The organism is Ruegeria sp. L12, assembly GCF_056531745.1.
The window spans coordinates 301,192-327,246 of sequence record NZ_JBQFMH010000004.1; the positions used below are offsets into that span (position 1 = coordinate 301,192).

Consider the following 26,055-nt stretch of genomic DNA (forward strand, 5'->3'; position numbering starts at 1 on the left):
CCTGCAATTGACGCAGGGTCGGGGCGAATTAGACAGGGAGACAAGCACCATGCGTACCCGTGCCGCCGTTGCCGTTCAGGCAGGCAAACCTTTGGAAGTGATGGACGTGAATCTGGAAGGCCCCAAAGCGGGTGAGGTTCTGGTCGAGATCAAGGCAACCGGCATTTGCCACACCGACGAATTCACCCTGTCGGGTGCTGACCCCGAGGGGCTGTTTCCCGCCATTCTGGGTCACGAAGGCGCGGGCGTGGTGGTCGAGGTCGGCCCCGGCGTCACCAGCCTGAAGCCCGGCGATCACGTGATCCCGCTTTATACCCCCGAGTGTCGCGAGTGCGAATATTGTCTGCATCCCAAAACAAACCTGTGTCAGGCGATCCGCTCGACGCAGGGACAGGGCCTGATGCCCGATGGGACGTCCCGTTTCTCGACCTTGGATGGCGATCCGATCCTGCACTACATGGGGTGTTCGACCTTCTCGAACCACACGGTTCTGCCGGAAATCGCGCTGGCCAAAGTGCGTGAGGACGCGCCCTTCGACAAGATCTGCTATATCGGCTGCGGTGTGACCACCGGTATCGGCGCAGTGATCAACACAGCCAAGGTGGAAATCGGCAGCCGCGCCATCGTGTTCGGTCTGGGTGGTATCGGTCTGAACGTGATCCAGGGCCTGCGTCTGGCCGGGGCTGATCAAATCGTTGGCGTCGATCTGAACCCGTCAAAGGTAGAGATGGCCACTAAATTCGGCATGACCGATTTCGTGAATCCGAACGAGGTCGAAGGCGATCTGGTGCCTTATCTGGTTGATCTGACCAAGGGCGGCGGGGATTACACCTTTGACGCCACCGGCAACGTGGGAGTGATGCGCGCGGCGCTGGAATCAGCGCATAAAGGCTGGGGTGAGTCGATCATCATCGGCGTGGCACCTGCAGGGGCTGAAATCTCGACCCGTCCGTTCCAACTGGTTACCGGTCGTTCGTGGCGCGGGACAGCCTTCGGTGGCGCACGCGGCCGGACTGATGTGCCGAAGATCGTTGACTGGTACATGGAAGGCAAGATCGAGATCGATCCGATGATCACCCACACTATGGGGCTGGACGACATCAATCACGGCTTCGACCTGATGCACAAAGGCGAAAGCATCCGCTCGGTGGTTGTGTACTGAGACCCTAAATCGGAAGAAACAATTTGTACGGCGCGCTAACCGGCGCGCCGTTTGCGTTTGATCACTTCCCCGGGCGTGATGCCCCGGTATCTGACCGGGGCGATCGGACCCGCAGAACCGGGGTATTCGCGGATGTCGTGTTTACCCGGCTTTCGCGCCAGACTACGAAAACGCCCGAGGCGATGATGATGCTGGCCCCGACCGCGACCCAGATATCCGGATGCTCGCCAAAGAAGATCACTCCGAAGATCGTGGCCCAGATGATCTGGCTGTACTGGCTTGGGGCGATCACGCCAGCAGGCGCAGCGCGGTATGCGAGAATGATCAGATGTTGTGCGATCACCGATAGCACACCCACCAGCGCCATCATCGCCAGATGCAGCAGGGACGGCGCCTGATAGACCACTGGCTGTGCAAGGCTCATGACCACAATGGCCAACAGCATCGGATAGAGGATCAGAACGGCCGAACGTTCCTCATTGCCGATCTTTCGCACCAGAACCGAGGCGAAGGCGCTGCAAAATGCGGCCATCAGCGCGGCCATATGGCCCAATGTAATCTCGGTCGCGCCCGGGCGCAGGACAATCAGGACGCCGATCAGGCCCACTCCGACCGCGGCCCAGCGTTGGGCGCGGACAACTTCGCCCAACACCGGGATCGACAGAACCGTCACGATCAGCGGGAAGGAAAACAGCAGCGAGTAGACCTCGGCCAGTGGCAGAACCGAGAACGCGTAGAATGCGCAAGACATTGCGGTGATCATCAGCGCCGAGCGCAACAGGATCAGCCAGGGATGGCGCGGGACAAAGTTGCCGGTGGTTCGGTCGGCCAGTATCGTGACGGCCATGGGCACGAAAGAAAACAGCGTCGCGAAGAAGATGATCTGCAGCACCGAATAGGTGCCGCCCAGCACTTTGATCAGCACGTCATGGGAGGCAAAGATCGCAAATCCCAGAAATGCAAACCCTAACCCGCGCAGGGTGGTGTCTTGAGCGCTCATGTCAGCGGCCTCGATGAGTTTGGGGTGTTGCGGCCTGCTTAGACCCAAAAAGCAGGCACGAATAGAGTAAATTTTACCGCTAACATTTTTGATCAGCAGGGTTGCAGCATTTGCAATGCGCAGGAAACGGGTCGAAGGCGGGACCCGGCAGAAGCATGATCAGGTCAATGCAAGGAGACTTATTATGCAAATAATCACTGCGCTTCCGACAGATCAGGTTGAGGCCTACCGCAATGGTGCGCCGGACGCCTATGGCAACCCGCCCGAGCAAGCGATTTCAGATGGCGGAGGGAACCCGTGTCGCCATTGCCTGACTTACATACCAAAAGGCAAAGAGATGCTGGTGCTGGCGCACCGGCCCTTTCCCCAAGCGCAACCCTATGCCGAAACCGGGCCGATTTTCCTGTGTGCAGAGTCTTGCAGGCGTCACGACGCGGCTGTGGAACTGCCCGAAGCGCTGACCACCTCGCCGAACTACCTGATCAAGGGATACGGGGCAGATGACCGGATCGTCTACGGCACCGGGATCATCACGCCGCAGGCACAGTTGCAGGACGCGGCCAAGGCGATCTTTGCCCGCGCGGACGTGTCTTATATCCACATCCGATCGGCGTTGAACAATTGCTATCAGGCGCGGATTGATCGGGCTTAAAGCTTGACGCGGTGCAGGCCACGGCGCGGCTGATCCGGGTCGTCCGGGGGCAGACCGTCGGACCGGCTTGAAGTCAGGGCGAGGAAGACGTCTTCAAGGTCGGCTTCCTCGGTGCGGACGTCGCGGATGCGGATGCCAGCGGCGCGGACGGCTTCCAGAACCTGCTCAGCGCTGGTTTTGTTGCTGTGGTATTGCAGCACCAGATCACCGTCGCCCCGCAACGAAGCGGAGACATTCTCGGTCGCGGGCAGGTTTTGGACCGGGCTGTCGGGCACAATCACCATGGTGCGGCTGTCCATGCGGCCCAGCAGGTTGGCGGTGCTGTCTTGCGCCACCTTCTCACCCTGATTGATGATGGCGATCTCGTCACACATCTCCTGCGCTTCTTCCAGATAATGCGTGGTCAGGATGATGGTCATGCCCTGTTCGTTCAGCCTGCGCACATTGGCCCAGAGCATCTGGCGCAGCTCGATGTCCACGCCCGCAGTTGGTTCGTCCAGCACCAGAATCTTGGGGTGATGCACCAGCGCCTTCGCCAGCAGCAGCCGACGCCGCATCCCACCCGAAAGCGTGCGGGCATAGGCCTCGGCCTTGTCGCTGAGGCCCACCAGCTCCAGAATCTCGTCGCTGCGCCGTTCGGCTTTCGGCACGCCGTACAGGCCGGCCTGAACCTCCAGTGCGCCGCGCGGGGTAAAGAAAGGGTCTAGGTTCAGCTCTTGCGGCATCACACCGATGGCGGCGCGTGACTGGCGCGGGTTGCGGTCCTGATCGAAACCCCAGATCGATACGGCACCCGCCGATTTCACCACCAGACCCGCAAGGATGTTGATCAGGGTCGATTTGCCGGCCCCGTTCGGCCCCAGCAATCCAAAGACCGAACCACGCGGGATCGTCAGATCGATCCCCTTCAGCGCCTGTTTCTCAGGCTGGCCCTTACCGCCGCGATAGGTCTTGCGCAGCCCTTCGATCCTGATTGCCGCATCGCTCATGTGGCTCTTGCCCCTGGTTTGCTCATCGCTCATAAACGCACCTAGTACATGCCCGCGAGGCCGACAACCGAAGAAGGATCGCCAGCCGTGACCATCGAAGCGCCCGAAACCAGGATCGTCGAAACCACCCGTGTCGCCTGCGATGGCGGCGAAGGTGCGTTGGGCCACCCGCGCGTCTGGCTGCAGATTCCCGAGGATACCGGTTGGGTCGAATGCCCCTATTGCGACTGCAAATACGTGCTGCAGGGGCGCGAGGGCTGATCGGCCCGATCGCGGCCCCCATCGTGCAACCGGAAAGGAGACAGGATGCTGTTCGCAGCCAAGACTATTGACCTTTCCGACAGCCAGCCCATCGCAAACGGCACCGTCCGCAGCGTCTATGAGTTCCCCGGCCAGCCCGATCTGTTGATCAAGGTGTTTACCCGCGCCGAGGATCGCGTGTCGCACCGGTGGGGCAAACGTCTGGCATGGAAGCTGGCACCCGGCGCGCGCTTTCGCAACACGCTGAAAGAGATCGAGTGCGAGTTGCGCGCGGCGCTCAAACTCGGAGCGCAGATCGAAGACTCGCCGCTGTCGCGTATGCTGGGTGTGGTTCAGACCACACGCGGTCCGGGCGTGGCGGTCGAGCGGATCAGCGGGCCGGATGGCGCCTTGGCTGAAAAGCTTGGCACGATTACGGGTCAGGGCCGGATGACGGCTGCGATTCTCGAAGATCTGAACGTATTTGTCGCCAGAATGTTCGATCTGCACATCGTGGCGCGGGACGTCAAACGATCAAACATTGTTTACGGGGTTCGCAACAACGCCCCGGCCTTTTTCCTGATCGATGGCTACGGTGAGCGGAACCTTGTGCCCCTTCGCAGCATGTCCAAGCGTCTCAATGACCGGTCACTAAGCCGTCAGTTCGCAGTCATTGCGCAGAAAACGGGGTTTGATTGGGACCCTGATACGCGCAGGTTCTCGGGCGTCCCGACGCCTGCGTCCGATGGCGTTTCAGGATTGTGACCGGCCTCGTCTTTTCCACAAGCATTCGATACAACTTGGCGCAACCCAGCGCAGGAGCCTCATATGACCACGACCCAATTCGGAAAAGGCTGCCATCTGCATCTCATTGACGGATCGGCCTTTATCTTCCGTGCCTATCACGCGCTGCCACCGCTGACGCGAAAATCGGATGGGTTGCCGATCGGGGCCGTGTCGGGCTTCTGCAACATGTTGCAGAAATATGTCGAAGGGAATGCCGGACCAGACGCGCCGACCCATGTGGCGGTGATCTTCGACAAGGGGTCCCATACCTTCCGCAACGATCTGTATGACCTCTACAAAGCCAACCGCGAGGCGATGCCCGAGGATCTGCGCCCGCAGATGCCTCTGACCCGTGAGGCGACCCGCGCCTTCAACATCGCCTGTAAAGAGCTGGAAGGCTATGAGGCTGACGACATCATTGCCACGCTGGCCGTTCAGGCGCGCGAAGCAGGGGGGCGGGTGACCATCGTCAGTTCCGACAAGGACCTGATGCAACTGGTCGGCGGCGGCGTGGAAATGCTCGATGCGATGAAGAACAAGCGCATCGACCGTGATGGCGTGTTCGAGAAGTTCGGTGTGGGTCCTGAACGGGTGGTCGATGTGCAGGCGCTGGCCGGGGATTCAGTGGACAACGTGCCGGGGGCTCCGGGTATCGGGATCAAAACGGCGGCGCTGCTGATCAATGAATATGGCGATCTGGAAACGCTGCTGGATCGCGCGGAAGAGATCAAACAGCCCAAGCGCCGCCAGACCCTGATCGAAAAGCGCGACCAGATCGAGCTGTCAAAAAAGCTGGTGCAACTGGATGAGCAAACGCCGCTGGACTTCACGCTGGACGATCTTGAGGTGAAAGACCCGGATGCCGAAACTTTGCTGGGTTTCCTGGCCGAGATGGAGTTCCGTACCCTCACCAAACGCATCGCCGACAAGCTGGGGGCTGAAGCTCCGGTAATCGCCGATGCACCCGCGCCGGTTGAGGAAACGCAGACCGAAGAGATACCATTTGATGCGGCGAAATATGAATGCGTCCGCGATGCGGATGCTCTGCAGAAATGGATCGATCAGGCGTACGAACGCGGCTGGGTCGCTGTGGATACCGAAACCACCGGCCTGAATGAAATGATCGCCGATTTGGTTGGCATTTCTCTGTGCGTCGAGGCGGGGGAAGCCTGCTATATCCCGCTGATCCATCGTGAAAGCGCAACTGATGATTTGTTCGGGACGGATGCGCTGGCCGAGGGGCAGATGCCGTTGGAACAGGCTCTAACCCTGCTGAAACCCATGTTCGAGGACCCGTCGATCCTGAAGATCGGGCAGAACATGAAATATGACGCCAAGATTTTTGCGCGTTATGGCATCGACGTGGCCTCCATCGATGACACCATGCTGATGTCCTACGCGATGCATGGCGGCGAGCATGGGCATGGCATGGATACGCTGTCCGAACGCTATCTGGGCCACACGCCGATCCCGATCAAACCGCTGCTGGGCTCGGGCAAATCTGCGATCACCTTCGACAAGGTTCCGATCGATGAGGCAACGGCCTATGCTGCCGAGGACGCGGATATCACGCTGCGTCTGTGGAAACTGTTCAAGCCGCAACTGCATCAGGTTCAGGTGACGACGGTTTATGAAACGCTCGAACGTCCGCTGGTGCCGGTTCTTAAAGTAATGGAGATGCACGGCATCAAGGTCGACCGCGATGTGCTGAGCCGCATGTCGAACGCCTTTGCCCAGAAAATGGCCGGGTTAGAGGCTGAAATTCACGAACTGGCGGGCGAGAATTTCAATGTCGGCTCGCCTGCGCAATTGGGTGAAATCCTGTTCGACAAGATGGGTCTGGAAGGCGGCAAGAAAGGCAAGACCGGCAAGTACTCGACCGGGGCCGATATTCTGGAAGACCTCGCGACCGAGCATGAACTGCCGCGCCGGGTGCTGGACTGGAGGCAACTGTCGAAACTGAAATCGACCTACACCGACGCGCTGCAGACCCATATCAACCCGGATACGGGGCGGGTGCATACGTCTTATTCGATCACCGGGGCGAACACCGGTCGTCTGGCCTCGACCGATCCGAACCTGCAAAACATTCCGGTGCGCACCGAGGAAGGGCGGCGTATTCGCGAAGCGTTCATTGCCGAGCCGGGCAACCTGCTGGTCAGCCTCGACTACAGCCAGATCGAGCTGCGGATTCTGGCGCATATCGCCGGGATTGACGCATTGAAGAAAGCGTTCTCGGACGGGTTGGACATTCACGCCATGACTGCGTCCGAGATGTTCGATGTGCCGCTGGACGAGATGACGCCCGATATCCGCCGTCAGGCCAAGGCGATCAACTTTGGTGTGATCTATGGCATCTCGGGCTTTGGTCTGGCGCGTAACCTGCGCATTCCGCGCGCCGAGGCGCAGGGGTTCATCGACCGATATTTCGAGCGCTTCCCCGGTATCAGAGCCTATATGGACGACACGGTCGCCTTTGCCAAAGAGAACGGCTATGTGCAGACCCTGTTCGGCCGCAAAATTCATACTCCTGAGATCAACGCCAAGGGACCGCATGCGGGCTTCTCACGCCGCGCGGCGATCAATGCGCCTATTCAGGGGACGGCAGCGGATGTGATCCGGCGCGCGATGGTGCGGATGCCGGAGGCCATCAACGGTCTGCCTGCGAAGATGCTGCTGCAGGTGCATGACGAACTGCTGTTCGAAGTGGCCGAGGACGCAGTGGATCAGGTGGTCGGCGTGGCGCGCGACGTGATGGAAGGTGCGTCAGACCCGGCGGTGAGGCTGGATGTAAGACTGGTGGTCGATGCCGGGCAGGGGGCCAACTGGGCCGAGGCGCATTAGGGGCGGCGCTGCTCATCAGGCCCTGCGGGCTCTCTTCGCAACGCGTTAGGCCTCGGGCCTGACCAGACGCGCGATCAGGCGTTTCACGACAGGACCCAGCGTCAGAATCACGGTAAAGGCGATGGGCCAGCAGAAAGCCCACGAGGCCATCCAATCCCCCAATGTCGATGGACCGAAGCCGATGGCCTTGAGTGTCGCGATACCGGTGACGACGCAAGACATCAGGCCGGACATAATCAGGGCAAACAAGGCATTGGCAAAGCGGGCAGGGATCATGAGCGGTATCCTTGGCGTGTTGATGCCTTCAATTGCGCGATTTCAGTCGGAAAATCCAGCATTCATACCGGCTCTATTGCCGCATCCAGGCTAAAGAATCCTCGGTCCGCCGGGTTGAGGGCGTGTATTCTGCACTGACCCAGCCGTCATAGCCGGAACGGTCCATCGCAGCGAACAGCGCGGGGAAATCCATGCCACCGCGTCCCGGTTCGGATCGATCCGGTGCGGCCCCGATCTGTGCATGAACGATGCGAGTTTGAAAGCGGTGCCAGATTTCCAGTACATCACCATGGATCATCTGCGCGTGAAAGCTGTCATATTGCAGCCCGACATTTGGTCGGTCGACGCGATCCAGCACATCGGCGGCCAGATCATAGTCGTTCAGGAAGTAGTGTGGCTGCGACACCGGATTGAGCGGCTCGATGGTAAACTGTTGATCCGGCGCGATATCCGCGGCCCATCGCAGGTTTTCGACAAAACTGGCCATTGCATCCGGGCCGCAGGCATATCCTGCCATGATGTGGATAAACCGGGGCCGCAGGATATCGGCATAGCGCAAAACCCGCCGGATGTCGGACTGGAACCGGGCCGATCCGCCGGGCACAGCCGCATAGCCCGGCGCGCCGCCGGTGTAGTTCGGGGGCGGGGCGTTGATCAGGACCAGTTCCAACCCGCTGGCCAGCAGGGCGCGACGGGTTTCTTTGGCGGCCAATTCATAGGGGAAGAGAATTTCAACCGCGGTGAACCCGGCCTGCGCGGCGGCCGGGAAACGATCCAGATAGGGCAGTTCATTGAACAGCAGTGACAGATTGGCGGCAAATCGGGGCATGGGGCATCCGGTCTCGGTCTGCGGAAAGACTAGCGATCACGACTGCCGCGTGAAAGAGACCGAAAACGACAGATTGTCGAAAATCGGCCAGAACACCTATGGCTGATCGGGGACAGTCGCTTTGACGCGGCGAATCATTTTTCCTTCGCCAGGCCAACTGAAGGTTTGAACTCTATGCGGCTGAGCCCGAGATCCGTTCGCGGAAGCACACTGGTTGTGTCTGGTGGACGAGATGCAACGATGCAGGGGAATACTCTGGCTGTTGCCTCAATGCTGACATGGGCGGCGGGGTTTCCAGCGGCGGATATCCTGTTGCAAAACTGGCCACCAGTTGCCCTGTTCTCGGCCCGGTTGGCGCTGGCGTTGATGGTATTGATCCCGGTCTGGTTCCTGATCGATGGCCCGGCCCGTGTGTTGAGAGCTCGTTGGGGCCATGCGCTGTTGGTGGGTGGTTTCGGCATCGGATTGAGCATGTTTCTGTTGGTGCTGGCGCAAAAGCTGACTGATCCGGTGACCGTAGCGATTATCGCGTCATGCGCACCGTTGGTGGCCACTTTGCTTGAACTCGCAGCCGGGACTCGTCGGCTGAGTTGGAACTTCGCCCTCGGCGTTGCGATCTCGATCATCGGCGGGTTGATCGCCACCAGCGCCGTTGCGCCGGCGCATTTGGGGTTGGGCGCATCGCTCGCCATCGTTTCGACTGCGTTGTATTGCTGGGCCAGCATGGCGACTGCGCGGGATTTCCCTGAACTTGGTCAAGTCGGACGCACCACAATCACGCTGGCAGGCGGGATGGTGATGGCAGCTGTCCTGATCGTCGTCGCCGGTTGGCTGGGCATGGATGTGATGCCATCGTCAGCTATTGATACGCAGCAGATGGGGATGCTGGCCATCTATGCTTTTGTGTCTTTGGGTCTCAGCCAGATTCTGTTCATCGCATCTGTTGGCAGAATCGGCGTGGCGCTGAGTTCCTTTCACATTAACATCGCACCATTCTATGTGATGGTGATCATGGTGGTGCTGGGGGATGGCTGGAACTGGACCCGTGCACTGGGTGCGGGCATCGTTGCTGTAGCAGTCATTCTGGCGCAGGACCGGAAAGTGCCCGGGTCTGTTTAGCCGGTCAATTCGTCCGAACGGATCAGAGGAAAGAACTGACAATCGGACCATACCCCGAACCAACCCTCATGATGGGTGCCGATCTCAACCAGCCGATAAAAGCTCTTGCGATCAATGCGTGCCTCAAGGTTCGTGCGAACCAAAATATAAGGTGAGGGTTCATCTGTTTCCGCATCAAAGACAATGCGGATCGGGTGGTCGGGCCCGGCGATGGCTGTGTCGCCCACCCGCGTCGTGAAAGTCAGGCGCTGCGCCGTGCCTTCGCCGTCCTGATCGAAATCAACGGCAATGAACGGCGCATCCTCGACGGTGATTCCCACTTTCTCAACCGGGGTGACCAGAAAGTAATTGTCCTCTTCTTTCTTAAGAATTGAGGAAAATACCTTCACAAGCTCGAACCGGGTAATGGGCGACCCTAGATAGGACCATGTGCCATCTTTTGCGATCCGGATGTCCAGATCGCCGCAAAACGGAGGATTCCACAGGTGAACGGGCGGTAAACCGCGCGTTTTGGCCGCTTTGACCGATGCCGCCAGACCGTCTGGCGAGGGGGTCACGGGTTTTTGTCCGCTCATTGCTTTTGCCATTTCCTCTCAGCGCGATACACTTCAATCATAACAGTCCACGGAAGGGAACCTCATGTCCGAACCTGCCGACCTCGTGTCCGAGATCGAAGCGCTGGAAATCAAGCTGCAAGAGGCCAAATCCTCGATCACCCGCCGCTTTATCGGGCAGGAGAAGGTCGTGGATCTGACCCTGACCGCGCTTTTGTGCGGCGGTCACGCGCTGCTGATCGGCCTGCCGGGGCTGGGCAAAACGCGGCTGGTCGAGACATTGTCGACCGTGATGGGCCTGCATGGCAACCGCATCCAGTTCACGCCTGACCTGATGCCTGCGGATATTCTGGGCTCTGAGGTTCTGGATACCGCCGAGGATGGCAGCCGTCATTTCCGCTTTATCTCCGGCCCGATCTTCTGCGAATTGCTGATGGCGGACGAGATCAACCGCGCCAGCCCCCGGACCCAGTCGGCGCTGCTGCAGGCGATGCAGGAACGCACGGTGACGGTCGCCGGTGAGGATCGGGATCTGGGCGTGCCCTTCCACGTGCTGGCCACGCAGAACCCGATCGAGCAGGAGGGAACCTATCCGCTGCCCGAGGCCCAGCTTGACCGTTTTCTTGTGCAGGTCGATGTGGAATACCCGGATCGCCAGACCGAGCGGGATATCCTGCTGGCCACAACGGGCGTCGAGGAAGCCGAGGCGCATCAGATTTTCACCAAAGAGGAATTGCTGGCCGCACAGTTTCTGTTGCGCCGGATGCCGGTGGGTGAATCGGTTGTGGAACTGATCCTCGATCTGGTTCGTGCCTTCCGCCCGGATGAGGCTGGCGTGTCTGAGCGGGTCAAGGAAACCGTCGCCTGGGGTCCCGGCCCGCGTGCGGCGCAGGCGTTGATGATGACCGTGCGCGCCAATGCGATGCTGCAGGGGCGGCTGGCCCCCAATGCCGAGGATGTGCTTGAGATGGCGCGCCCGGTTCTCAGCCACCGTATGGCGCTGAACTTTGCAGCGCGGGCACGCGGCGACAGCCTGTCCGACCTGATCGAATCCACCGCCGCCGGTCTGGTCCGAACCGAGGCCGCGGCGTGAACGTCGCCCAGACCCTTCGCGAACGATCCGAGGCCGAGTCGTCCCGGCTGCCGCCCTTGTTGGCGCGCGCCGAGCATTTGGCCGGAACTGTACTGTTGGGCGACCACGGGCGCAGACGCTCGGGTCTGGGGGATGATTTCTGGCAATACCGCCCGGCGCAGATCGGTGACAGTCGCCGGATGATCGACCACCGCCGCTCGGCCCGTGGGGATCAGCAGTTCGTGCGCGAACGTGAATGGCAGATTGCACAGTCGATCATGCTGTGGGTCGATCAGGGCGCATCGATGCGGTTTGCTTCGGACAAGAATCTGTCGACCAAGGCCGACCGCGCGCGCCTGCTTGGGCTGGCAACGGCCATTCTGCTGGTGCGCGGCGGTGAACGTGTCGGTCTGACCGGCACCACGCTGCCCCCACGCCGGGGCAATGCGCAGATCATTCGGCTGGCGCAAGCCTGGTCTGAAGACGCGCAGACAGATTACGCGCCGCCTGAACACCGCGCCATGATCCCACATGCGCGTGCGGTGTTCATTTCGGATTTCCTTGGCCCCTTGGATGAGGTCGAACTGGCCTTGACCAAAGCCGCCGACCGTGGCGTGCGCGGCGTGTTGCTTCAGGTTCTGGATCCCAGCGAGGAGAACTTCCCCTATTCCGGCCGCACCATCTTTGAAAGCGTCGGCGGCACTGCCCGGCACGAGACATTGAAAGCTGCAGACCTGAGGGATCGCTATCTTGATCGGCTGGCCGCGCGGAAGGATGCGCTGACGCAGCTATGCCGCGCGACCGGATGGCAGATGGGGCTGCACCATACGGGCGACAGCGCGCAATCGGCTCTGTTGTGGCTCTATCGTGCACTGGATGGGGGTGCGCAATGACGGTTCTGGCGGGCATCGGCTTTACCGCGCCATGGGTGCTGCTGGGCCTTTTGACCCTGCCGATCCTGTGGCTGATCCTGCGCGCTGTTCCACCTGCGCCGATCCGCCGTCTGTTCCCCGCGGTCACCTTGTTGTTGGGCCTTAAGGATGATGAAAGCGTTTCGGACCGCACGCCGTGGTGGCTGTTGCTGCTCAGAATGCTGGCGGCGGCGGCGATCATTATTGGGCTGGCGGGGCCGGTGCTGAACCCCTCGCGTGATGAAACCGGATCGGGTCCGTTGCTGCTGGTTCTGGATGCCAGCTGGGCAGGCGCGACTCGCTGGTCATCGACGCTGGATCAGATCGACGTGCAACTGACCGAGGCCGGACGTGCGGGCCGTCCCGTCTCGATCCTGCGCTTGACCGAGCCCGAGGCCCCTGTGTTTCAGGCCGCCGAGACGTGGCGTGGGCGACTGCCGGGTTTGACACCGATGCCGTGGCAACCGACCGAGGCGCAGATCGACCAAACACTGGCTGCGCTGGCGCAGGCAGACGGCGGATTTGATACTCATTGGTTCAGCGACCAGCTGTCCTATGAAGGGCAAGACCGCCTGATCTCGGCCCTGCAAGGGCGCGGGGACGTGACGGTGTACCAATCCGCGGCACCTGTAACTGCGATCTTGCCTGCCACTTATCAGGATGGAGCGATCCAACTCAGCGTGCTGCGCGCCAACCCGGGTCCGGCAGACAGCGTCACTGTTCTGGCGCAAGGGCGTGATCCGGCTGGTGCTATGCGCGTTTTGCAATCCACGCCGCTGGCATTCGAAAACGGCTCTAACAAGGCGCAAATCGATCTATCACTGCCTTCGGAACTGCGCGCCCGGATTACCCGGTTCGAGCTGCAGGGCCAACGCTCTGCCGGTGCGGTAACATTGACGGATGACAGCCTGCGCCGGCGCGAGGTGGCGTTGATCGCGGGAACGCTGAATCGTGAAGGATTGGAGCTGCTTTCACCGTTGCATTACCTGACACAGGTGCTGATCCCGACGGCTGATTTTGTCGAAGGCGGCCTGGCCGAGGTCTTGCCTGCCAACCCGGATGTGATCGTGCTGGCGGATGTCGCCAAGCTGTCTGAGTCCGAGCAGGCCGGTGTGGCCGAATGGGTCGAACAGGGCGGTTTGTTGCTGCGCTTCGCGGGCCCGCGCATGGCGGCCAGCGATCTGGGGCGCGATACCGAGGACACGTTGCTGCCGGTGCGCCTGCGCAGCGGTGGCCGCTCGGTCGGCGGTGCCATGAGCTGGGGTGAGGCAAAAGGGCTTGCGCCGTTCCCCGAGACCTCGCCGTTTTATGGGTTGGAAATCCCCGAGGATGTATCGGTGACCACGCAGGTCATGGCACAACCAGACCCTAACCTGGCGGATCGGGTGATTGCCTCGCTGTCAGATGGAACGCCTTTGGTAACGCGCAAACCTCTGGGGCTGGGGCAGGTGGTGCTGTTCCATGTCACGGCGGATGCCGAATGGTCAAGCCTGCCGCTGTCGGGGCTGTTCGTTGAGATGCTCGACCGCCTTGCGGTCGCCTCGGCTGCGAAATCGCGGCAAGAGGCGCAAATGCAGGGCACTGTTTGGGAGCCGGTTCAGATACTGGATGGTTTTGGCACGTTGACCGACGCGGGAACACTGCCCGGGGTGGATGGGGTCGCACTGGTCTCGGGGCAGATTGGGCCTGACCTGCGCCCGGGACTTTACGAAAGCGGCAAGCAGAAACTGGCGCGGAATGTGCTGGCCGAGGATGCCGTGTTGTCGCCAGTAGTCTGGCCCGCCGATGTCCCGATTCGAGGTCAGGAGGTCAGCACCGAGACGCTGCTTGATGGTCTGTTGCTCAGCCTCGCATTGCTGTTGCTGACGGTGGATGTGATTGCGTCTTTGGCGCTGTCGGGGCGTTTGGCCAAGGCAACCCCTGTCGCCTTTGCTCTGGCTGCTCTTTTCGTTGCCCCTGACGTGCGGGCGCAGACACCTGACGATACCGATTTCGCGCTGGATGCGACGCAGGAGCTGGTGCTGGCCCATGTGCTAACCGGGGACGCCGAGGCAGACGATATCGCCTTGGCCGGGCTGCGCGGGCTTGTGCAGACACTGCATTATCGCACCTCGGTCGAACCTGCCGATCCGATAGGTGTTGATCTGGAACGGGATGAGCTTGCGTTTTTCCCGCTGCTCTATTGGCCGATCACGCCCGATCAGCCGCAGCCCTCGGTCGAGGCTTATGCCAAACTCAACGCTTATCTGCGATCCGGAGGGATGATCCTGTTCGACACGCGTGACGCCGATATCGCCGGTTTCGGGGCATCCAGCCCCAATGGCCGCAAACTGCAGCAATTGGCAGCGCCATTGAATATCCCTTCGTTAGAGCCTGTTCCGCGCGATCACGTGCTGACCCGCGCCTTCTATCTGCTTCAGGATTTCCCCGGTCGCTATTCCGGCACCGAGGTCTGGGTCGAGGCCGCGCCGCCTGATGCCGAGCAGATTGAGGGGATGCCGTTCCGCAATCTCAACGACAACGTGACGCCAGTGGTGATCGGCGGCAATGACTGGGCCGGAGCCTGGGCGGTCGATCGCAACGGTCAGTCCTTGCTGCCCGTGGGCCGGGGCTATGCCGGTGAACGGCAGCGCGAACTGGCCCATCGCTTTGGCGTCAATCTGGTGATGCACGTGCTGACCGGGAATTACAAATCCGACCAGGTCCACGTGCCCGCCCTACTGGACAGGTTGGGACAATGACCGGAACCGTCATATTCGATCCACTGATCCCGTGGCCAATACTGGCCGCCGTCGCCGTCGTGGCGCTTGGCGGTATTGTGCTGGCGCTTTGGCGTGGTCTGTCGGGCTGGGCTCTGCGCGGGTTGGCCGCCCTGGTTGTTCTGGCGGCGCTCAGCGGTCCTGTGTATCAGGTCGAGGATCGCGCGCCGCTGACCGATATCGTTCTGATGATCGAGGATGAAAGCGCCAGTCAGAAACTGTCTGACCGCGCCGAACAAACCATGCAGGCGGCAGACACGCTCGCAGCCGAAATCGAGTCCCGCGACTACACCGAGCTGCGCCGGATCAAGATCGGTGATGGGGAGGGAGACGAGGGCACGCAGGTTATGGCTGCCCTGAACGCTGCTCTCGCCGAAGAACCCCGCGCGCGGATTGCAGGCGTTCTTGTCGTCTCGGATGGTATCGTTCATGACGCGGATCAGGCCCCGGACCTGCCTGCGCCGATGCATCTGTTGCAAACCGGGCGCGCCACGGACTGGGATCGACGACTGGTTGTGCGCAACGCCCCCGCCTTCGCCATTATCGGAGAGCCCGTGACCCTGACGCTGCGCGTCGAGGATACCGGCGCCGCGCCCGCCGGTGTCGCCACCGCGCCGCTTGAGATTTCGGTCGACGGAGCCGAGCCCGAGCAGTTTACCATTCCTATTGGACTGGACGTCGAATTGCCGATCACGCTGCCGCATGGTGGGCGAAACGTCATCCAGTTCACCGTACCAGAGGCTGTGGGAGAGCTGACCGATCGCAACAACACTGCCTTGATCCAGATGAACGGTGTCCGCGATCGCCTGCGTGTTCTGCTGGTTTCGGGCGAACCGCATCCGGGCGGGCGCACATGGCGCAATCTGCTGAAATCCGACAGCTCGGTTGATCTGGTCCATTTCACCATTCTGCGTCCGCCGGAAAAGCAGGACGGTGTGCCGGTCGACGAACTCTCGCTGATTGCCTTCCCGACGCGCGAGCTGTTTCTGGAAAAGATCAACGATTTCGACCTGATCATCTTCGACCGCTACAAGCGACGCGGCATTCTGCCTGCGATTTATCTGGACAATGTTGGCGACTATATCGTCAACGGCGGTGCCGTGCTGGTCGCTGCTGGCCCCGATTTTGCCACCGCTGACAGCCTGTTCCGATCCCCGCTTGGGCCGGTGCTGCCGGCAAAACCCAGCGCCCGGGTCTATGAAGAACGCTATGTGCCGATGGTGACAGACCTGGGCCAGCGCCACCCTGTGACCACCGATCTCGGAGATGCCGAAACCTGGGGCGCGTGGTTGCGCCAGATCGACGTCAGGCAAAACTCGGGCGACCTGTTGATGACCGGCGTCGAGGACCGTCCGCTGCTGGTTCTGGATCGTGTCGGCGAAGGCCGGGTGGCGCTGCTGGCTTCGGATCACGCCTGGCTCTGGAGTCGGGGTTTCGAAGGCGGTGGCCCGCAGCTGGAGCTGCTGCGCAGGCTGGCCCATTGGATGATGAAAGAACCCGAGCTTGAGGAAGAAGCGCTGTGGGCCGAGGCCACCGGCCAGTCGATGCGGATCATACGCCAGACCCTTTCGGATGAGGTCGGGCCGGTCACCGTGACCCGCCCCAATGGCGACCAGTTTGAGGTCACGCTGAACGAAGTCTCGCCCGGTCGGTTCGAGGCGCAGTATTTTGGGCCCAAAATCGGTCTATACCGTTTGCTGGAAGGTGAACACTCCGCGGTGATCGGCCTTGGTCCCGCCGCCCCCAAAGAATTCGAGCGCACGATTGCCACCGATGAAATCCTCAGCCCGACGCTGGCCGTTTTGCGTGGCGGTGCGGTCCGCGTCGAAGACGGATTGCCCGCGATCCGCAATGTCCGCGCCGGTCGACCTGCGGCAGGGCGTGGCTGGATCGGGCTGACCCCGCGCAACGCGTATGAGACACGCGATGTCACGCAGGCCGGTCTGCTGCCGCCCTGGCTCGTGTTGTTGCTGGCGGGTGGTTTCCTGCTGGGCGGGTGGCTGCGGGAAGGGCGGCGCTGACGGCGTTTAAGCACTTTTTCATGCTCTGCCGCGATGCTGGACGCAAAGCATTGCGGGAATCCAGCTATGAGCCTTGCAGAAAAACTGGCGCAGGAACGACGCGCGCGCCTGGCCGCCGAACGGTTGTTGCAGCAGAAGCAGGCGGCGCTGTCCGCCGCCAATCGCAAACTGGGCCGTCATGCAATTGCCCTGACCCGGCAGATCGATGAAACCCAGGCCGAGGTGGCGACCGTTCGGGATGAAAACGAAAGGGTCAAATCCGACCTGACCGAAGCCAACGCCAAGGTCGAGGTTGCTGAACGCCGCCTCTGGCATTCGGTTCAGACAATCCCGGACGGGTTTGCCTTTTTCGACGGCAGTAACACACTGATCGGAGCCAATGCTGCTTATCTGAGCGTATTTGACGGTCTGGAAGAGGTGGCGCCGGGCGTTACCTATACTCGCATCCTCGAAATTCTAACCCATGAGGGGATTGTCGATATCGGGGCAGAGTCGATCGCCGATTGGCAGACCCGCATGCTTGCGCGCTGGAAGCAGGCGCACCCGGAGCCTGAGGTCATCCAGCTATGGAACGGGCAGTACATCCGTCTGATCGACCAGCGCGGGCACGGTGGCGATGTTCTGAGCCTGGCGCTGAACATCACCGCCTCGGTCCGGCACGAGGCCGAGTTGAACGCCGCCCGCGAGCGCGCCGAGGCCGCAAACCGTGCCAAATCCGCTTTTCTTGCCAATATGAGCCACGAGATTCGCACGCCGATGAACGGTATCGTCGGAATGACCGAATTGCTGACCGAAACCCCGCTCAGCGAAGAGCAGCTACTCTATGTCAGCACGATCCGCAACTCGGGCGAGGCATTGCTGGTCATCATCAACGACGTCCTGGATTATTCCAAGATCGAGGCCGACAAGCTGACCCTGCACCCGGAACAGTTTGATTTGGAACGCTGCATTCTTGAAGTTGCGATGCTGTTGCAGCCCAGCGTTCGCGACAAGGGCCTGACGTTGCTGGTCGACTATGACCTGTTCCTTCCCACGCTTTTTGTCGGTGATCCGGGCCGGATGCGGCAGATCATGACCAATCTGGTAGGCAATGCGGTCAAGTTCACCGCACAGGGCCATGTGCTGATCCGTGTGACCGGTGTGCCGGATGCCAGCGCGGAAAGCTGTGATATTCATGTGGCCATCGAAGATACCGGCATCGGGATCGAAGAAGATAAGATTCCTCATATCTTTGGTGAGTTCAATCAGGTCGAGGATGCTCAGAACCGTCAGTTCGAAGGCACCGGTCTGGGTCTCGCCATCACCAAGCGCCTGATCTCGATCATGGGTGGCAGCGTCTGGGTCGAAAGCGAGGTCGGCATGGGCTCGTGTTTCGGGTTCCGCATTTCTCTGCCCACCGCAGAGGGCCCGCAACCCGCTCCACCCGATCTGGATGGCCGCCTGCGGCATGTTTTGGTGGTCGAAGACCTGGCTGTGAATCGCGCCATCTTGACCAAGCAGTTGGGACGGCTCGGCGCGTGCGTAACGGTATGTTCGACGGGGGCCGAGGCACTTTCTCTGGTGGACGCGAATATGGATTTTGTCCTTTGCGACCATGATCTGCCGGATATGGACGGGTTGGAACTTGCCACGACCCTGCGCGACAAAGGGTGGGCCGAGCTACCGATCGTGGTGATGTCGGCCAATCCCGGTGTGATTGACGCCGACCCCGCCCAGCAATTGATCGAAGGCGTGTTGCAAAAACCCATTCCGCGGGCTGAGCTTTATTCCCGCCTGCTTGCGCTTGGCGCGCCCGGATTCAAACCCGATCAGCAGGAACCCGCTAGCGTTAGCACACATGTACCGCCCCACAGTCCTCAGGATGCAAGGCGCATGCGAGTTCTGGCGGCCGAGGACAACCGCACCAATCAATTGATCCTGAAGAAGATGATGAAAGACCTGAAAATCGACCTGAGATTTGTCTCAAACGGGCTTGAGGCCGTAGAGGTCAACGATGAATTCACCCCGGATCTGATCTTCATGGATATCTCGATGCCCGGGATGGATGGCAAAGAAGCAACCACCGAGATCCGCCGTCGCGAAATCGGAACCGACCGGCACGTTCCCATCGTGGCGTTGACTGCACATGCCATGGCCGGGGACGATCAGAGCATTTTGGCCGCAGGGTTGGATCACTATCTGACCAAACCGCTGCACAAAAACCTGATCCACCAGATGATCGTAAAGTATTGCCCCGACGGTGCTCATCCAGTCAGCAAGGACGCCGAGCCTGAAACGCTATAGGCTCGAATTCAGACCGGCCGATATACATCGATCCATTCTTCATCTGGCTAAAAATATCCCGGGGAGCGCGAGGGGCTGGCCCATCGCTCCGCCCTCGAAACCGGCAAAATATCAGGCCTGATAAGGGCGCACAAAGACCGGTTTGTCTGCTTCTGACAGTTCAGGGCGATACCCATATCCCCCCGCATCAAATTCGAGCAATCCAGCCGGATCGCGCAGCCGATGCTGGATCACATAACGCGCCATGGCGCCGCGCGCTTTCTTGGCAAAGAAGCTAACGATTTTCGGCGTGCCGCCTTTGTCTTCCATGAACACAGGTGTAATCACCCGCAATTTCAGCGCCTTGAGGTCCACCGCGCCAAAATACTCCTGACTGGCACAGTTTATCAGAATGTCTGACCCGATCTGTTCGCTTTGTGCATTCAAGGCTTTGCTCAACTGATCGCGCCAATATTCATAGAGGTTCTTGCCGCGGCGCGTTTTCAGTTTGCTGCCCATCTCAAGCCGATAGGGTTGTATCGCATCCAGCGGGCGCAGTACGCCGTAAAGGCCGGACAGGATACGCAGGTGATCCTGCGCCCACGCCAATTCATCTGCATCAAGCGATGCGGCCTCAAGGCCCTGATAGGTATCGCCCGCAAAGGCCAGCGCCGCAGGGCGGGTCAAATCAGCCACGGGCGCATCCGAGAAGGCCCGATAGCGGTCACGGTTCAGCCGTGCCAGATCATCGCTCAGATCCATCAGCTTTTTCAGATCGCCGAGCGTCAGGTTGCGCGCGGTTTTTGACAACCGGATCGCATCGTCCTGAAAATCCGGTTGAGTGACCTCGACATCGTGCTCTGCCCAATCCAGCCGCTTGGCCGGGGAAATCACTACCAGCATATCCGCCCTCTTTCCTTGCCTGTTCTGCGGTATCTAGCCCGCCTGACGCAGCACGTCCAGAAACGCAGCCCCAAACCTTTCGTGACGGCGGTCGCCCAGCACCTGTTCGACGCCGCGCGCATCGTCCGGGCGCAGCTGCGCCACCTTGGCCAGTTGCGAGGCCGAGCAGGTCAGGGGTTTGTCGATGCCGTCCGGTCCGCGCGACAGATCGTTCTGCACGGCCAGAAGCTGGTCATAAATCTCACCCTGATCCCGGCCCGCCAGCTTGCGGCGCGCCGGGTGCAGCGCTTCGGCCTCTCCGGCAATCACCTCAAAGAAGGTATCGCCATAGCGCTCCAGCTTCTTCGCGCCCACGCCGCCGATCCGGGCCATGTCATCCAATGTCATGGGCCGTTTCTCGGCCATCTCGATCAGAGTACGGTCTGGGAAGATGACATAGGCCGGAACCCGCGCGGATTCCGCCAGCGCCCGGCGTTTGGCCTTGAGCGCGGACAGCAGCGGCGCGTCTTCTTCGGCGACCATGGCCTTGACGGTGGGGCGACGCGTGGCCTTGCGGATCGTGTCCTTGCGCAGGTCGATCTGCGCCTCGCCCTTCAGGATCGGTCTGGCGGCTTCCGTCATACGCAATGCGCCATGGCGTTCCGGGTCGGGGCGCACCAGATCATGGCCCATCATCTGGCGGAAGATGGCCTGCCATTGCGGGCGCGACCAGTCCTTGCCGATGCCCCAGGTAGACAAAGCGTCATGGCGGCGGGCGCGGGTCTTGTCCGTCTCGTTGCCCAGCAGGATGTCGATCAGATGGCCTGAACCGAACCATTCCTCGGTGCGCAGGATCGCCGACAGCGCCATGCGAACCGGGGTGGTGCCGTCGAACACTTCGGGCGGTGTGTCACACAGATCGCATTTGCCGCAGGGTTCCGCCTGTTCACCGAAATAGCCCAGCAGGGTCTGGCGACGGCACACCAGCGCCTCGGCCAGTCCGAGCAGAGCGTTCAACCGCGCGTGATCGGCCATGCGGCGTTCGGGCGGGGCCAGCCCTTCGTCGATCTGTGACCGGCGCAGGCGGATGTCGTCGGGGCCGAACAGGGTCAGGGTCTCGGCAGGCCCACCGTCACGGCCGGCGCGGCCGATTTCCTGATAGTAGGCCTCGATGGATTTCGGCAGGTCGGCATGGGCGACCCAGCGGATATCCGGTTTGTCGATACCCATGCCAAAAGCCACCGTGGCGACCACGATCAGTCCGTCCTCGCGGGCAAAACGGGTTTCGACGATGCGGCGGTCCTCAGCCTCCATCCCGCCGTGATAGTGGCAAGCGGTGTGTCCTTCGGTGCGCAAGGCCTGTGCCAGCACTTCGGTCTTGTTGCGGGTGCCGCAATAGACGATGCCGGACTGGCCTTTTCGCGCACCGGCGAAATCGAGGATCTGCTTGCGCGGCCCGTCCTTGGCGGCAAAGGCCAGATGGATATTGGGCCGGTCGAACCCGCGCAGGAACTTGCGCGGGGCGGTGCCGTCGAACAGTTTCTCGACAATCTCGTCCTGCGTTTCTGCGTCCGCCGTGGCGGTGAACGCGGCCAGAGGCACGTTCAGGGCGCGCCGCAATTCTCCGATCCGCAGATAATCAGGGCGGAAATCATGGCCCCATTGGCTGACACAATGTGCCTCGTCCACAGCGATCAGGCTGACATTGATCTGGCGCAGCATCCCCAGCGCCGACCCGGCGGCCAGACGTTCGGGCGCCATATAGAGCAACTTGAGCCGCCCGGCCTCCAACGCCTCCCAAACTGCTTCGGTCTCTTCTGGCGTATTCCCGGACGTCAGCGCCCCAGCTTCGACCCCGGCCTCCTGCAGCCAACGGACCTGATCCCTCATCAGCGCGATCAGCGGAGAGATCACCACCGTAACCCCGTCGCGCAATAGCGCAGGCAGTTGGAAACACAGGGATTTACCGCCACCTGTCGGCATGATGGCCAGCACGTTTTCGCCCAGCGTGACGGCATCGACGATCTCTTCCTGACCGGGGCGGAAGGCGCCGAATCCAAAGACGTCTCGCAACAAGGGTGCGGAGTCGAACATGCGTCGGAAGGCCCTGTCTTATGGTTTATCTGCTCTTAAGACAGGACCATCACATACTAAGATTCGGTGAACAAGTGGTCAGTAGAAATAGACCGCATTGTTGATCAGGATGATCCGCAGCGCATAGACCGCAATCAGCACCACCAGCGGTGTCAGGTCCAGGCCACCCATATTGGGCAGAAAGCGACGGATCGGGCCGTAGATCGGCTCTAATATGCGGTTCAGCCCGTACCAGATCTGCGCCACCAGTTGCTGATGCAGGTTCAGCACCTGGAAATTGATCAGCCAGCTCATGATCACGTGGGCAAGGATGATGAACCAGACAATGTCCAGGATCAGCAAAAGGATTTGGATCAGCGACAGCATGGGCACTCCGTTCGTCAATTGCCCTGAGACCTAAGCGTCACAGCCGCAAAGAGCAAGTGCGCCCCAACAGAACGCTTGCGAATTGGCCCAAAGCCTCGTCTTATGATTGCAACAATAATATGGGGCAGTGATGGCTGAGATTTCCAAGCGCAAGCGTATCTGGGGCTGGTGGTTTTTCGATTGGGCCAGCCAACCTTATCATACCTTGCTGGTGACCTTTGTCTTTGGCCCCTATTTTGCAAGTGTTGCAGCGCAATATTACCTGACTTCTGGTCTGGCAGAGGAAGCCGCCAAGGCGCAAGCACAGGTCGTCTGGGCGAACTGCATGACCATCATTGGGCTGATCATCGCCTTTGGTGCCCCATTGCTGGGTGCGATGGCGGATGTCTCGGGGCGGCGCATCCCCTGGATCTTCGGGTTTTCGGTGATGTATGCGGTTGGCTCCGCCGCGCTGTGGTATACGATGCCCGATGGCTCGAATATGTGGTTGATGCTGTCGGCCTTTGGCCTGGGCTTTGTGGGTGCGGAATATGCGCTGATCTTCATCAATTCTCAGTTGCCCGAACTGGGAGATGACAACGAGGTGGGCGAGATCTCGGGCTCGGGCTTTGCCTTCGGCTATTTCGGTGGTCTGCTGTCGCTGGCCATCATGCTTGCGTTGTTCGTTGAGCAGCCCAACGGCAAGACCCTGATCGGGATGGACCCAATGTTCGGGCTGGATGCAACGGCACGGGAAGGCACGCGGTTTGTCGGCCCGTTCACCGCCGGGTGGTTTGTGTTGTTCATGGTGCCGTATTTCCTGTGGGTTCGGGATGATCCAACGACCGAGAAACAAGGCAGCGTCGGTGAAGCGCTGCGGCTGCTGGGGAAGTCCGTGGCGGCGCTGCGTCATCGGGTCAGTTTGGCGACCTATCTGGGATCTTCGATGTTCTACCGGGACGCGCTGAACGGGCTTTACACATTTGGTGGCACTTACGCTGCACTGGTGCTGGAATGGAATCTGGTCAAGATCGGAGTATTCGGGATCGTCAGTGTTCTGGCCTCGGCCATCTTTGCGTGGATCGGAGGCAAGATGGACCGCAAATACGGCCCTAAACCGGTGATTTTGGTCGCCATCTGGGTTCTGATCTTTGTCTGCCTGACCGTGGTTTCGATGGATCGGACACAAGTCTATGGCATTGCCCTGCCAGAAGGCTCGGGCCTGCCGGATCTGGTGTTCTTTGGCTGTGGCGTGCTGATTGGTGGGATGGGCGGAGTTTTGCAATCCGCCAGCCGCTCGATGATGGTGCGCCATACCGATCCGGCCACACCGGTCGAGAGCTTTGGCCTGTACGGATTGTCAGGCCGCGCCACCGCTTTTGCGGCACCCCTTCTGATCGGAATTGCCACAGCCGTGACCGGCAGCGCACGACTGGGGGTGTCACCGATCATTCTGTTGTTTATTCTGGGCCTAGTCCTGATGCGCTGGGTGAAACCGGAAGGGGATCAGAGCAGATGATTTTATTACGTTTTCTGGCCATGCTGGCCGCTTTGACATTGGCAGGCACCGCAGGAGCACAGCCCCTGGCGAAGCAGCTGTTCGGCTCCCAGAAGGTGGGATCACAACAGAAATCCGCCGCTTTCGGCAGTTATTCGCGTGGATGCGCCGCAGGGTCGGTGCAATTGCCCGAAACAGGCCCGACATGGCAGGCCATGCGCCTGTCGCGTAATCGCAACTGGGGGCACCCCGAAGCCATCGACTATGTGCAGGACCTCAGCCGCTTTGCCGCGAAACAGCCGGGGTGGAACGGTCTCTATATCGGGGATATCAGTCAGCCGCGGGGTGGGCCGATGACTTCTGGCCATCGCTCTCATCAGCTGGGACTGGATATCGATGTCTGGATGCTGCCGGGCGATAACATGCGCCTCAGCCGAAAAGCGCGCGAGAATATCTCGTCCATTTCGCTGCGCCGTGCCAACGGGGCCTATGTGAACGGCAACTGGACAAAACAACACCACGCCGTGTTGCGTGAGGCCGCCAAAGATAAGCGTGTCGCGCGTATCTTCGTGTTCCCGGGCGCCAAGGTGCAAATGTGCAACGACGAGAAAGGCAACCGCGCCTATCTGCGCAAGATCAGGCCCTGGTGGGGGCATCACTATCATTTCCATGTGCGCCTGAATTGCCCCCGAGGCTCAAACGGTTGCGTCGATCAGGATCCGCCACCAAGGGGCGATGGCTGTGCCGAGGCGCAGCAATGGGTGCAGAACATCCTCAATCCGCCGCCACCGAACCCGAATGCTCCGCCGCCAAAGAAACGTCGCGAATACCGTTTGGCCGATCTGCCCCAGCAATGCTCCGCCGTTTTGCAATCCAACTGATCGCTGCGTCCCTGCTGGCCGGGCCGGTGTCGGCGATGGAGGTCAAAGCCGCGACGCATCTGGGCAGTTTCACGTGGCGTTCGGAGGTGGACGGGTTCGGCGGGTATTCTGCTGTCCATATCTTTGAGGGCGGCACGCGCATGTACGCGCTGAGCGACCGGGCCAAGCTGATTGAGGCCCGGATCACGCGCAACGGGGACAAGGCAGTCGATATCCAGATCGTCAGTGCGTGGCCGGTCCTGTCCAGCACCGGGCGGTCCTTGCCGGGATATGTGGGCGATTCCGAAGGCATTGCTGTGGCCCCTGATGGCAGCCTGTATATCTCGTTCGAAGGCGTACACAGGGTTGCCCGATACGCATCCCCCGGGGGCCGCGCACAGGTGCTGCCAAGGCCGCGCGCGTTTCGGAAACTGGCATCCAACGGCTCATTCGAGGCGCTGGCCATTGACGGTCAAGGCAGGCTCTATACCCTGACCGAGAAGAACCGGACCGCGCAGGGGGACATCCCGGTCTATCGGTGGGACGGTCGCAACTGGTCGACCCCCTTTGTTATGACGGCGCGGGGCCGGTTCATGCCTGTCGCCGCCGATTTCGGGCCGGATGGGCGGCTCTATGTGCTTGAACGCGCCGTGTCCCTGACCGGCTTTCGCACGCGCCTGCGCCGGTGGCAGATCGCGGATGACACGCCGCGCGCCGAAGAGGTCCTGTTCGAAACCATCACCGGCACTCATGACAATCTCGAGGGTCTATCGGTATGGCGCGACCTGCAGGGCCGATTACGCGCCACCATGATCTCGGATGACAACTTTCTGGCGTTGCAGCGCACCGAACTGGTTGAATACCTGCTGCCCGATTGACTCGAGCCTTTCAAAGGTCTAG

At 60.8% G+C, this 26,055-nt stretch carries 22 protein-coding genes; 14 read left to right on the top strand and 8 right to left on the bottom strand.

Annotated features, from left to right (window positions below):
• The first annotated feature begins 49 nt into the window (after positions 1 to 49).
• On the top strand, positions 50 to 1,162 hold the full coding sequence (locus tag ACR0K9_RS09205; RefSeq protein WP_480822509.1) for an S-(hydroxymethyl)glutathione dehydrogenase/class III alcohol dehydrogenase: 1,113 nt from the start codon (positions 50 to 52) through the stop codon (positions 1,160 to 1,162).
• Between the two features lie 61 nt (positions 1,163 to 1,223).
• Here the strand turns inward: ACR0K9_RS09205 and ACR0K9_RS09210 are convergent, their stop codons facing one another.
• Entirely contained in the window at positions 1,224 to 2,162 is a 939-nt protein-coding gene (locus tag ACR0K9_RS09210) for a DMT family transporter (RefSeq protein ID WP_480533592.1), read from the bottom strand.
• 184 nt (positions 2,163 to 2,346) lie between these two features.
• Here ACR0K9_RS09210 and ACR0K9_RS09215 point away from each other — a divergent pair, with 184 nt between their 5' ends.
• Positions 2,347 to 2,814, top strand: coding sequence for a DUF1203 domain-containing protein (locus tag ACR0K9_RS09215; RefSeq protein ID WP_480822511.1), 468 nt, complete (start codon positions 2,347 to 2,349; stop codon positions 2,812 to 2,814).
• Here the strand turns inward: ACR0K9_RS09215 and ACR0K9_RS09220 are convergent.
• The gene (locus tag ACR0K9_RS09220; RefSeq protein ID WP_480822671.1) at positions 2,811 to 3,803 is read right to left on the bottom strand and encodes an ABC transporter ATP-binding protein; all 993 of its coding nucleotides are present in this window, start codon (positions 3,801 to 3,803) and stop codon (positions 2,811 to 2,813) included. The two genes, ACR0K9_RS09215 and ACR0K9_RS09220, sit on opposite strands and share 4 nt — an antisense overlap.
• A gap of 87 nt (positions 3,804 to 3,890) precedes the next feature.
• Here ACR0K9_RS09220 and ACR0K9_RS09225 point away from each other — a divergent pair, with 87 nt between their 5' ends.
• From ACR0K9_RS09225 to polA, 3 genes are all read left to right on the top strand, one after another.
• Positions 3,891 to 4,064, top strand: coding sequence for a zinc-finger domain-containing protein (locus ACR0K9_RS09225; RefSeq protein WP_480533588.1), 174 nt, complete (start codon positions 3,891 to 3,893; stop codon positions 4,062 to 4,064).
• A 45-nt stretch (positions 4,065 to 4,109) separates the two neighbouring features.
• Positions 4,110 to 4,808 carry a YrbL family protein gene (locus ACR0K9_RS09230; protein WP_480822513.1) on the top strand — a complete coding sequence of 233 codons (699 nt, stop codon included), beginning with the start codon at positions 4,110 to 4,112 and terminating at the stop codon, positions 4,806 to 4,808.
• Positions 4,809 to 4,871: 63 nt separating this feature from the next.
• Positions 4,872 to 7,673, top strand: coding sequence for a DNA polymerase I (polA, locus tag ACR0K9_RS09235; RefSeq protein ID WP_480822515.1), 2,802 nt, complete (start codon positions 4,872 to 4,874; stop codon positions 7,671 to 7,673).
• A gap of 45 nt (positions 7,674 to 7,718) precedes the next feature.
• On the opposite strand, the gene ACR0K9_RS09240 is transcribed toward polA, so the two are convergent.
• Both ACR0K9_RS09240 and ACR0K9_RS09245 read right to left on the bottom strand, forming a co-directional pair.
• A complete protein-coding gene (locus ACR0K9_RS09240) occupies positions 7,719 to 7,949 on the bottom strand; it encodes a DUF2798 domain-containing protein (RefSeq protein ID WP_480533582.1) in 231 nt (76 codons plus the stop codon).
• A 73-nt stretch (positions 7,950 to 8,022) separates the two neighbouring features.
• The gene (locus tag ACR0K9_RS09245) at positions 8,023 to 8,778 is read right to left on the bottom strand and encodes a hydroxypyruvate isomerase family protein (RefSeq protein ID WP_480822517.1); all 756 of its coding nucleotides are present in this window, start codon (positions 8,776 to 8,778) and stop codon (positions 8,023 to 8,025) included.
• 240 nt (positions 8,779 to 9,018) lie between these two features.
• Here ACR0K9_RS09245 and ACR0K9_RS09250 point away from each other — a divergent pair, with 240 nt between their 5' ends.
• Complete coding sequence (locus tag ACR0K9_RS09250; protein WP_480822519.1) at positions 9,019 to 9,897, top strand: DMT family transporter; 879 nt, start codon at positions 9,019 to 9,021, stop codon at positions 9,895 to 9,897.
• Here the strand turns inward: ACR0K9_RS09250 and ACR0K9_RS09255 are convergent.
• Complete coding sequence (locus ACR0K9_RS09255) at positions 9,894 to 10,472, bottom strand: DUF1285 domain-containing protein (RefSeq protein WP_480822521.1); 579 nt, start codon at positions 10,470 to 10,472, stop codon at positions 9,894 to 9,896. The genes ACR0K9_RS09250 and ACR0K9_RS09255 overlap by 4 nt on opposite strands.
• Before the next feature lie 64 nt (positions 10,473 to 10,536).
• Here ACR0K9_RS09255 and ACR0K9_RS09260 point away from each other — a divergent pair, with 64 nt between their 5' ends.
• From ACR0K9_RS09260 to ACR0K9_RS09280, 5 genes are all read left to right on the top strand, one after another.
• On the top strand, positions 10,537 to 11,544 hold the full coding sequence (locus ACR0K9_RS09260; RefSeq protein ID WP_480822523.1) for an AAA family ATPase: 1,008 nt from the start codon (positions 10,537 to 10,539) through the stop codon (positions 11,542 to 11,544).
• Positions 11,541 to 12,416: a DUF58 domain-containing protein gene (locus ACR0K9_RS09265; protein ID WP_480822525.1), complete on the top strand. Its 876-nt coding sequence runs from the start codon at positions 11,541 to 11,543 to the stop codon at positions 12,414 to 12,416. Before ACR0K9_RS09260 ends, ACR0K9_RS09265 begins: the two co-directional genes overlap by 4 nt.
• On the top strand, positions 12,413 to 15,175 hold the full coding sequence (locus ACR0K9_RS09270) for a DUF4159 domain-containing protein (protein WP_480822527.1): 2,763 nt from the start codon (positions 12,413 to 12,415) through the stop codon (positions 15,173 to 15,175). The genes ACR0K9_RS09265 and ACR0K9_RS09270 overlap by 4 nt, the downstream gene beginning before the upstream one ends.
• Positions 15,172 to 17,214 (top strand): hypothetical protein, encoded by a 2,043-nt coding sequence (locus tag ACR0K9_RS09275; protein WP_480822529.1) that lies wholly within the window; start codon positions 15,172 to 15,174, stop codon positions 17,212 to 17,214. Before ACR0K9_RS09270 ends, ACR0K9_RS09275 begins: the two co-directional genes overlap by 4 nt.
• A 66-nt stretch (positions 17,215 to 17,280) precedes the next feature.
• Positions 17,281 to 19,497: a response regulator gene (locus ACR0K9_RS09280; RefSeq protein WP_480822531.1), complete on the top strand. Its 2,217-nt coding sequence runs from the start codon at positions 17,281 to 17,283 to the stop codon at positions 19,495 to 19,497.
• A 111-nt stretch (positions 19,498 to 19,608) separates the two neighbouring features.
• On the opposite strand, the gene yaaA is transcribed toward ACR0K9_RS09280, so the two are convergent.
• The 3 genes from yaaA to ACR0K9_RS09295 all read right to left on the bottom strand — a co-directional run bounded on the left by yaaA (position 19,609) and on the right by ACR0K9_RS09295 (position 22,818).
• On the bottom strand, positions 19,609 to 20,379 hold the full coding sequence (gene yaaA / locus ACR0K9_RS09285) for a peroxide stress protein YaaA (RefSeq protein ID WP_480822533.1): 771 nt from the start codon (positions 20,377 to 20,379) through the stop codon (positions 19,609 to 19,611).
• Between the two features lie 33 nt (positions 20,380 to 20,412).
• On the bottom strand, positions 20,413 to 22,452 hold the full coding sequence (recQ, locus tag ACR0K9_RS09290) for a DNA helicase RecQ (RefSeq protein ID WP_480822535.1): 2,040 nt from the start codon (positions 22,450 to 22,452) through the stop codon (positions 20,413 to 20,415).
• Positions 22,453 to 22,530: 78 nt separating this feature from the next.
• Positions 22,531 to 22,818, bottom strand: a complete 288-nt coding sequence (locus tag ACR0K9_RS09295; RefSeq protein WP_480471526.1) for a YggT family protein — start codon at positions 22,816 to 22,818, stop codon at positions 22,531 to 22,533.
• Between the two features lie 130 nt (positions 22,819 to 22,948).
• Here ACR0K9_RS09295 and ACR0K9_RS09300 point away from each other — a divergent pair, with 130 nt between their 5' ends.
• The 3 genes from ACR0K9_RS09300 to ACR0K9_RS09310 are packed head-to-tail and all read left to right on the top strand — an operon-like array spanning position 22,949 to position 26,033.
• Positions 22,949 to 24,316 carry an MFS transporter gene (locus ACR0K9_RS09300; RefSeq protein WP_480822537.1) on the top strand — a complete coding sequence of 456 codons (1,368 nt, stop codon included), beginning with the start codon at positions 22,949 to 22,951 and terminating at the stop codon, positions 24,314 to 24,316.
• A complete protein-coding gene (gene mepA, locus ACR0K9_RS09305) occupies positions 24,313 to 25,176 on the top strand; it encodes a penicillin-insensitive murein endopeptidase (RefSeq protein ID WP_480822539.1) in 864 nt (287 codons plus the stop codon). The genes ACR0K9_RS09300 and mepA overlap by 4 nt, the downstream gene beginning before the upstream one ends.
• A complete protein-coding gene (locus tag ACR0K9_RS09310) occupies positions 25,149 to 26,033 on the top strand; it encodes an esterase-like activity of phytase family protein (RefSeq protein WP_480822541.1) in 885 nt (294 codons plus the stop codon). Before mepA ends, ACR0K9_RS09310 begins: the two co-directional genes overlap by 28 nt.
• Positions 26,034 to 26,055: the final 22 nt, after the last annotated feature.

Excerpts from the sequence above, each read along its gene's own strand:
- ACR0K9_RS09260 (WP_480822523.1), top strand. The coding sequence starts at position 10,537 with ATGTCCGAACCTGCCGACCTCGTGTCCGAGATCGAAGCGCTGGAAATC.
- yaaA (WP_480822533.1), bottom strand. The coding sequence starts at position 20,379 with ATGCTGGTAGTGATTTCCCCGGCCAAGCGGCTGGATTGGGCAGAGCAC.
- mepA (WP_480822539.1), top strand. The coding sequence starts at position 24,313 with ATGATTTTATTACGTTTTCTGGCCATGCTGGCCGCTTTGACATTGGCA.
- ACR0K9_RS09240 (WP_480533582.1), bottom strand. The coding sequence starts at position 7,949 with ATGATCCCTGCCCGCTTTGCCAATGCCTTGTTTGCCCTGATTATGTCC.
- ACR0K9_RS09250 (WP_480822519.1), top strand. The coding sequence starts at position 9,019 with ATGCAGGGGAATACTCTGGCTGTTGCCTCAATGCTGACATGGGCGGCG.
- ACR0K9_RS09275 (WP_480822529.1), top strand. The coding sequence starts at position 15,172 with ATGACCGGAACCGTCATATTCGATCCACTGATCCCGTGGCCAATACTG.
- polA (WP_480822515.1), top strand. The coding sequence starts at position 4,872 with ATGACCACGACCCAATTCGGAAAAGGCTGCCATCTGCATCTCATTGAC.
- ACR0K9_RS09300 (WP_480822537.1), top strand. The coding sequence starts at position 22,949 with ATGGCTGAGATTTCCAAGCGCAAGCGTATCTGGGGCTGGTGGTTTTTC.
- ACR0K9_RS09205 (WP_480822509.1), top strand. The coding sequence starts at position 50 with ATGCGTACCCGTGCCGCCGTTGCCGTTCAGGCAGGCAAACCTTTGGAA.
- ACR0K9_RS09255 (WP_480822521.1), bottom strand. The coding sequence starts at position 10,472 with ATGAGCGGACAAAAACCCGTGACCCCCTCGCCAGACGGTCTGGCGGCA.
- ACR0K9_RS09230 (WP_480822513.1), top strand. The coding sequence starts at position 4,110 with ATGCTGTTCGCAGCCAAGACTATTGACCTTTCCGACAGCCAGCCCATC.
- ACR0K9_RS09295 (WP_480471526.1), bottom strand. The coding sequence starts at position 22,818 with ATGCTGTCGCTGATCCAAATCCTTTTGCTGATCCTGGACATTGTCTGG.
- ACR0K9_RS09310 (WP_480822541.1), top strand. The coding sequence starts at position 25,149 with ATGCTCCGCCGTTTTGCAATCCAACTGATCGCTGCGTCCCTGCTGGCC.
- ACR0K9_RS09210 (WP_480533592.1), bottom strand. The coding sequence starts at position 2,162 with ATGAGCGCTCAAGACACCACCCTGCGCGGGTTAGGGTTTGCATTTCTG.
- ACR0K9_RS09215 (WP_480822511.1), top strand. The coding sequence starts at position 2,347 with ATGCAAATAATCACTGCGCTTCCGACAGATCAGGTTGAGGCCTACCGC.
- recQ (WP_480822535.1), bottom strand. The coding sequence starts at position 22,452 with ATGTTCGACTCCGCACCCTTGTTGCGAGACGTCTTTGGATTCGGCGCC.
- ACR0K9_RS09245 (WP_480822517.1), bottom strand. The coding sequence starts at position 8,778 with ATGCCCCGATTTGCCGCCAATCTGTCACTGCTGTTCAATGAACTGCCC.
- ACR0K9_RS09280 (WP_480822531.1), top strand. The coding sequence starts at position 17,281 with ATGAGCCTTGCAGAAAAACTGGCGCAGGAACGACGCGCGCGCCTGGCC.
- ACR0K9_RS09270 (WP_480822527.1), top strand. The coding sequence starts at position 12,413 with ATGACGGTTCTGGCGGGCATCGGCTTTACCGCGCCATGGGTGCTGCTG.
- ACR0K9_RS09220 (WP_480822671.1), bottom strand. The coding sequence starts at position 3,803 with ATGAGCGATGCGGCAATCAGGATCGAAGGGCTGCGCAAGACCTATCGC.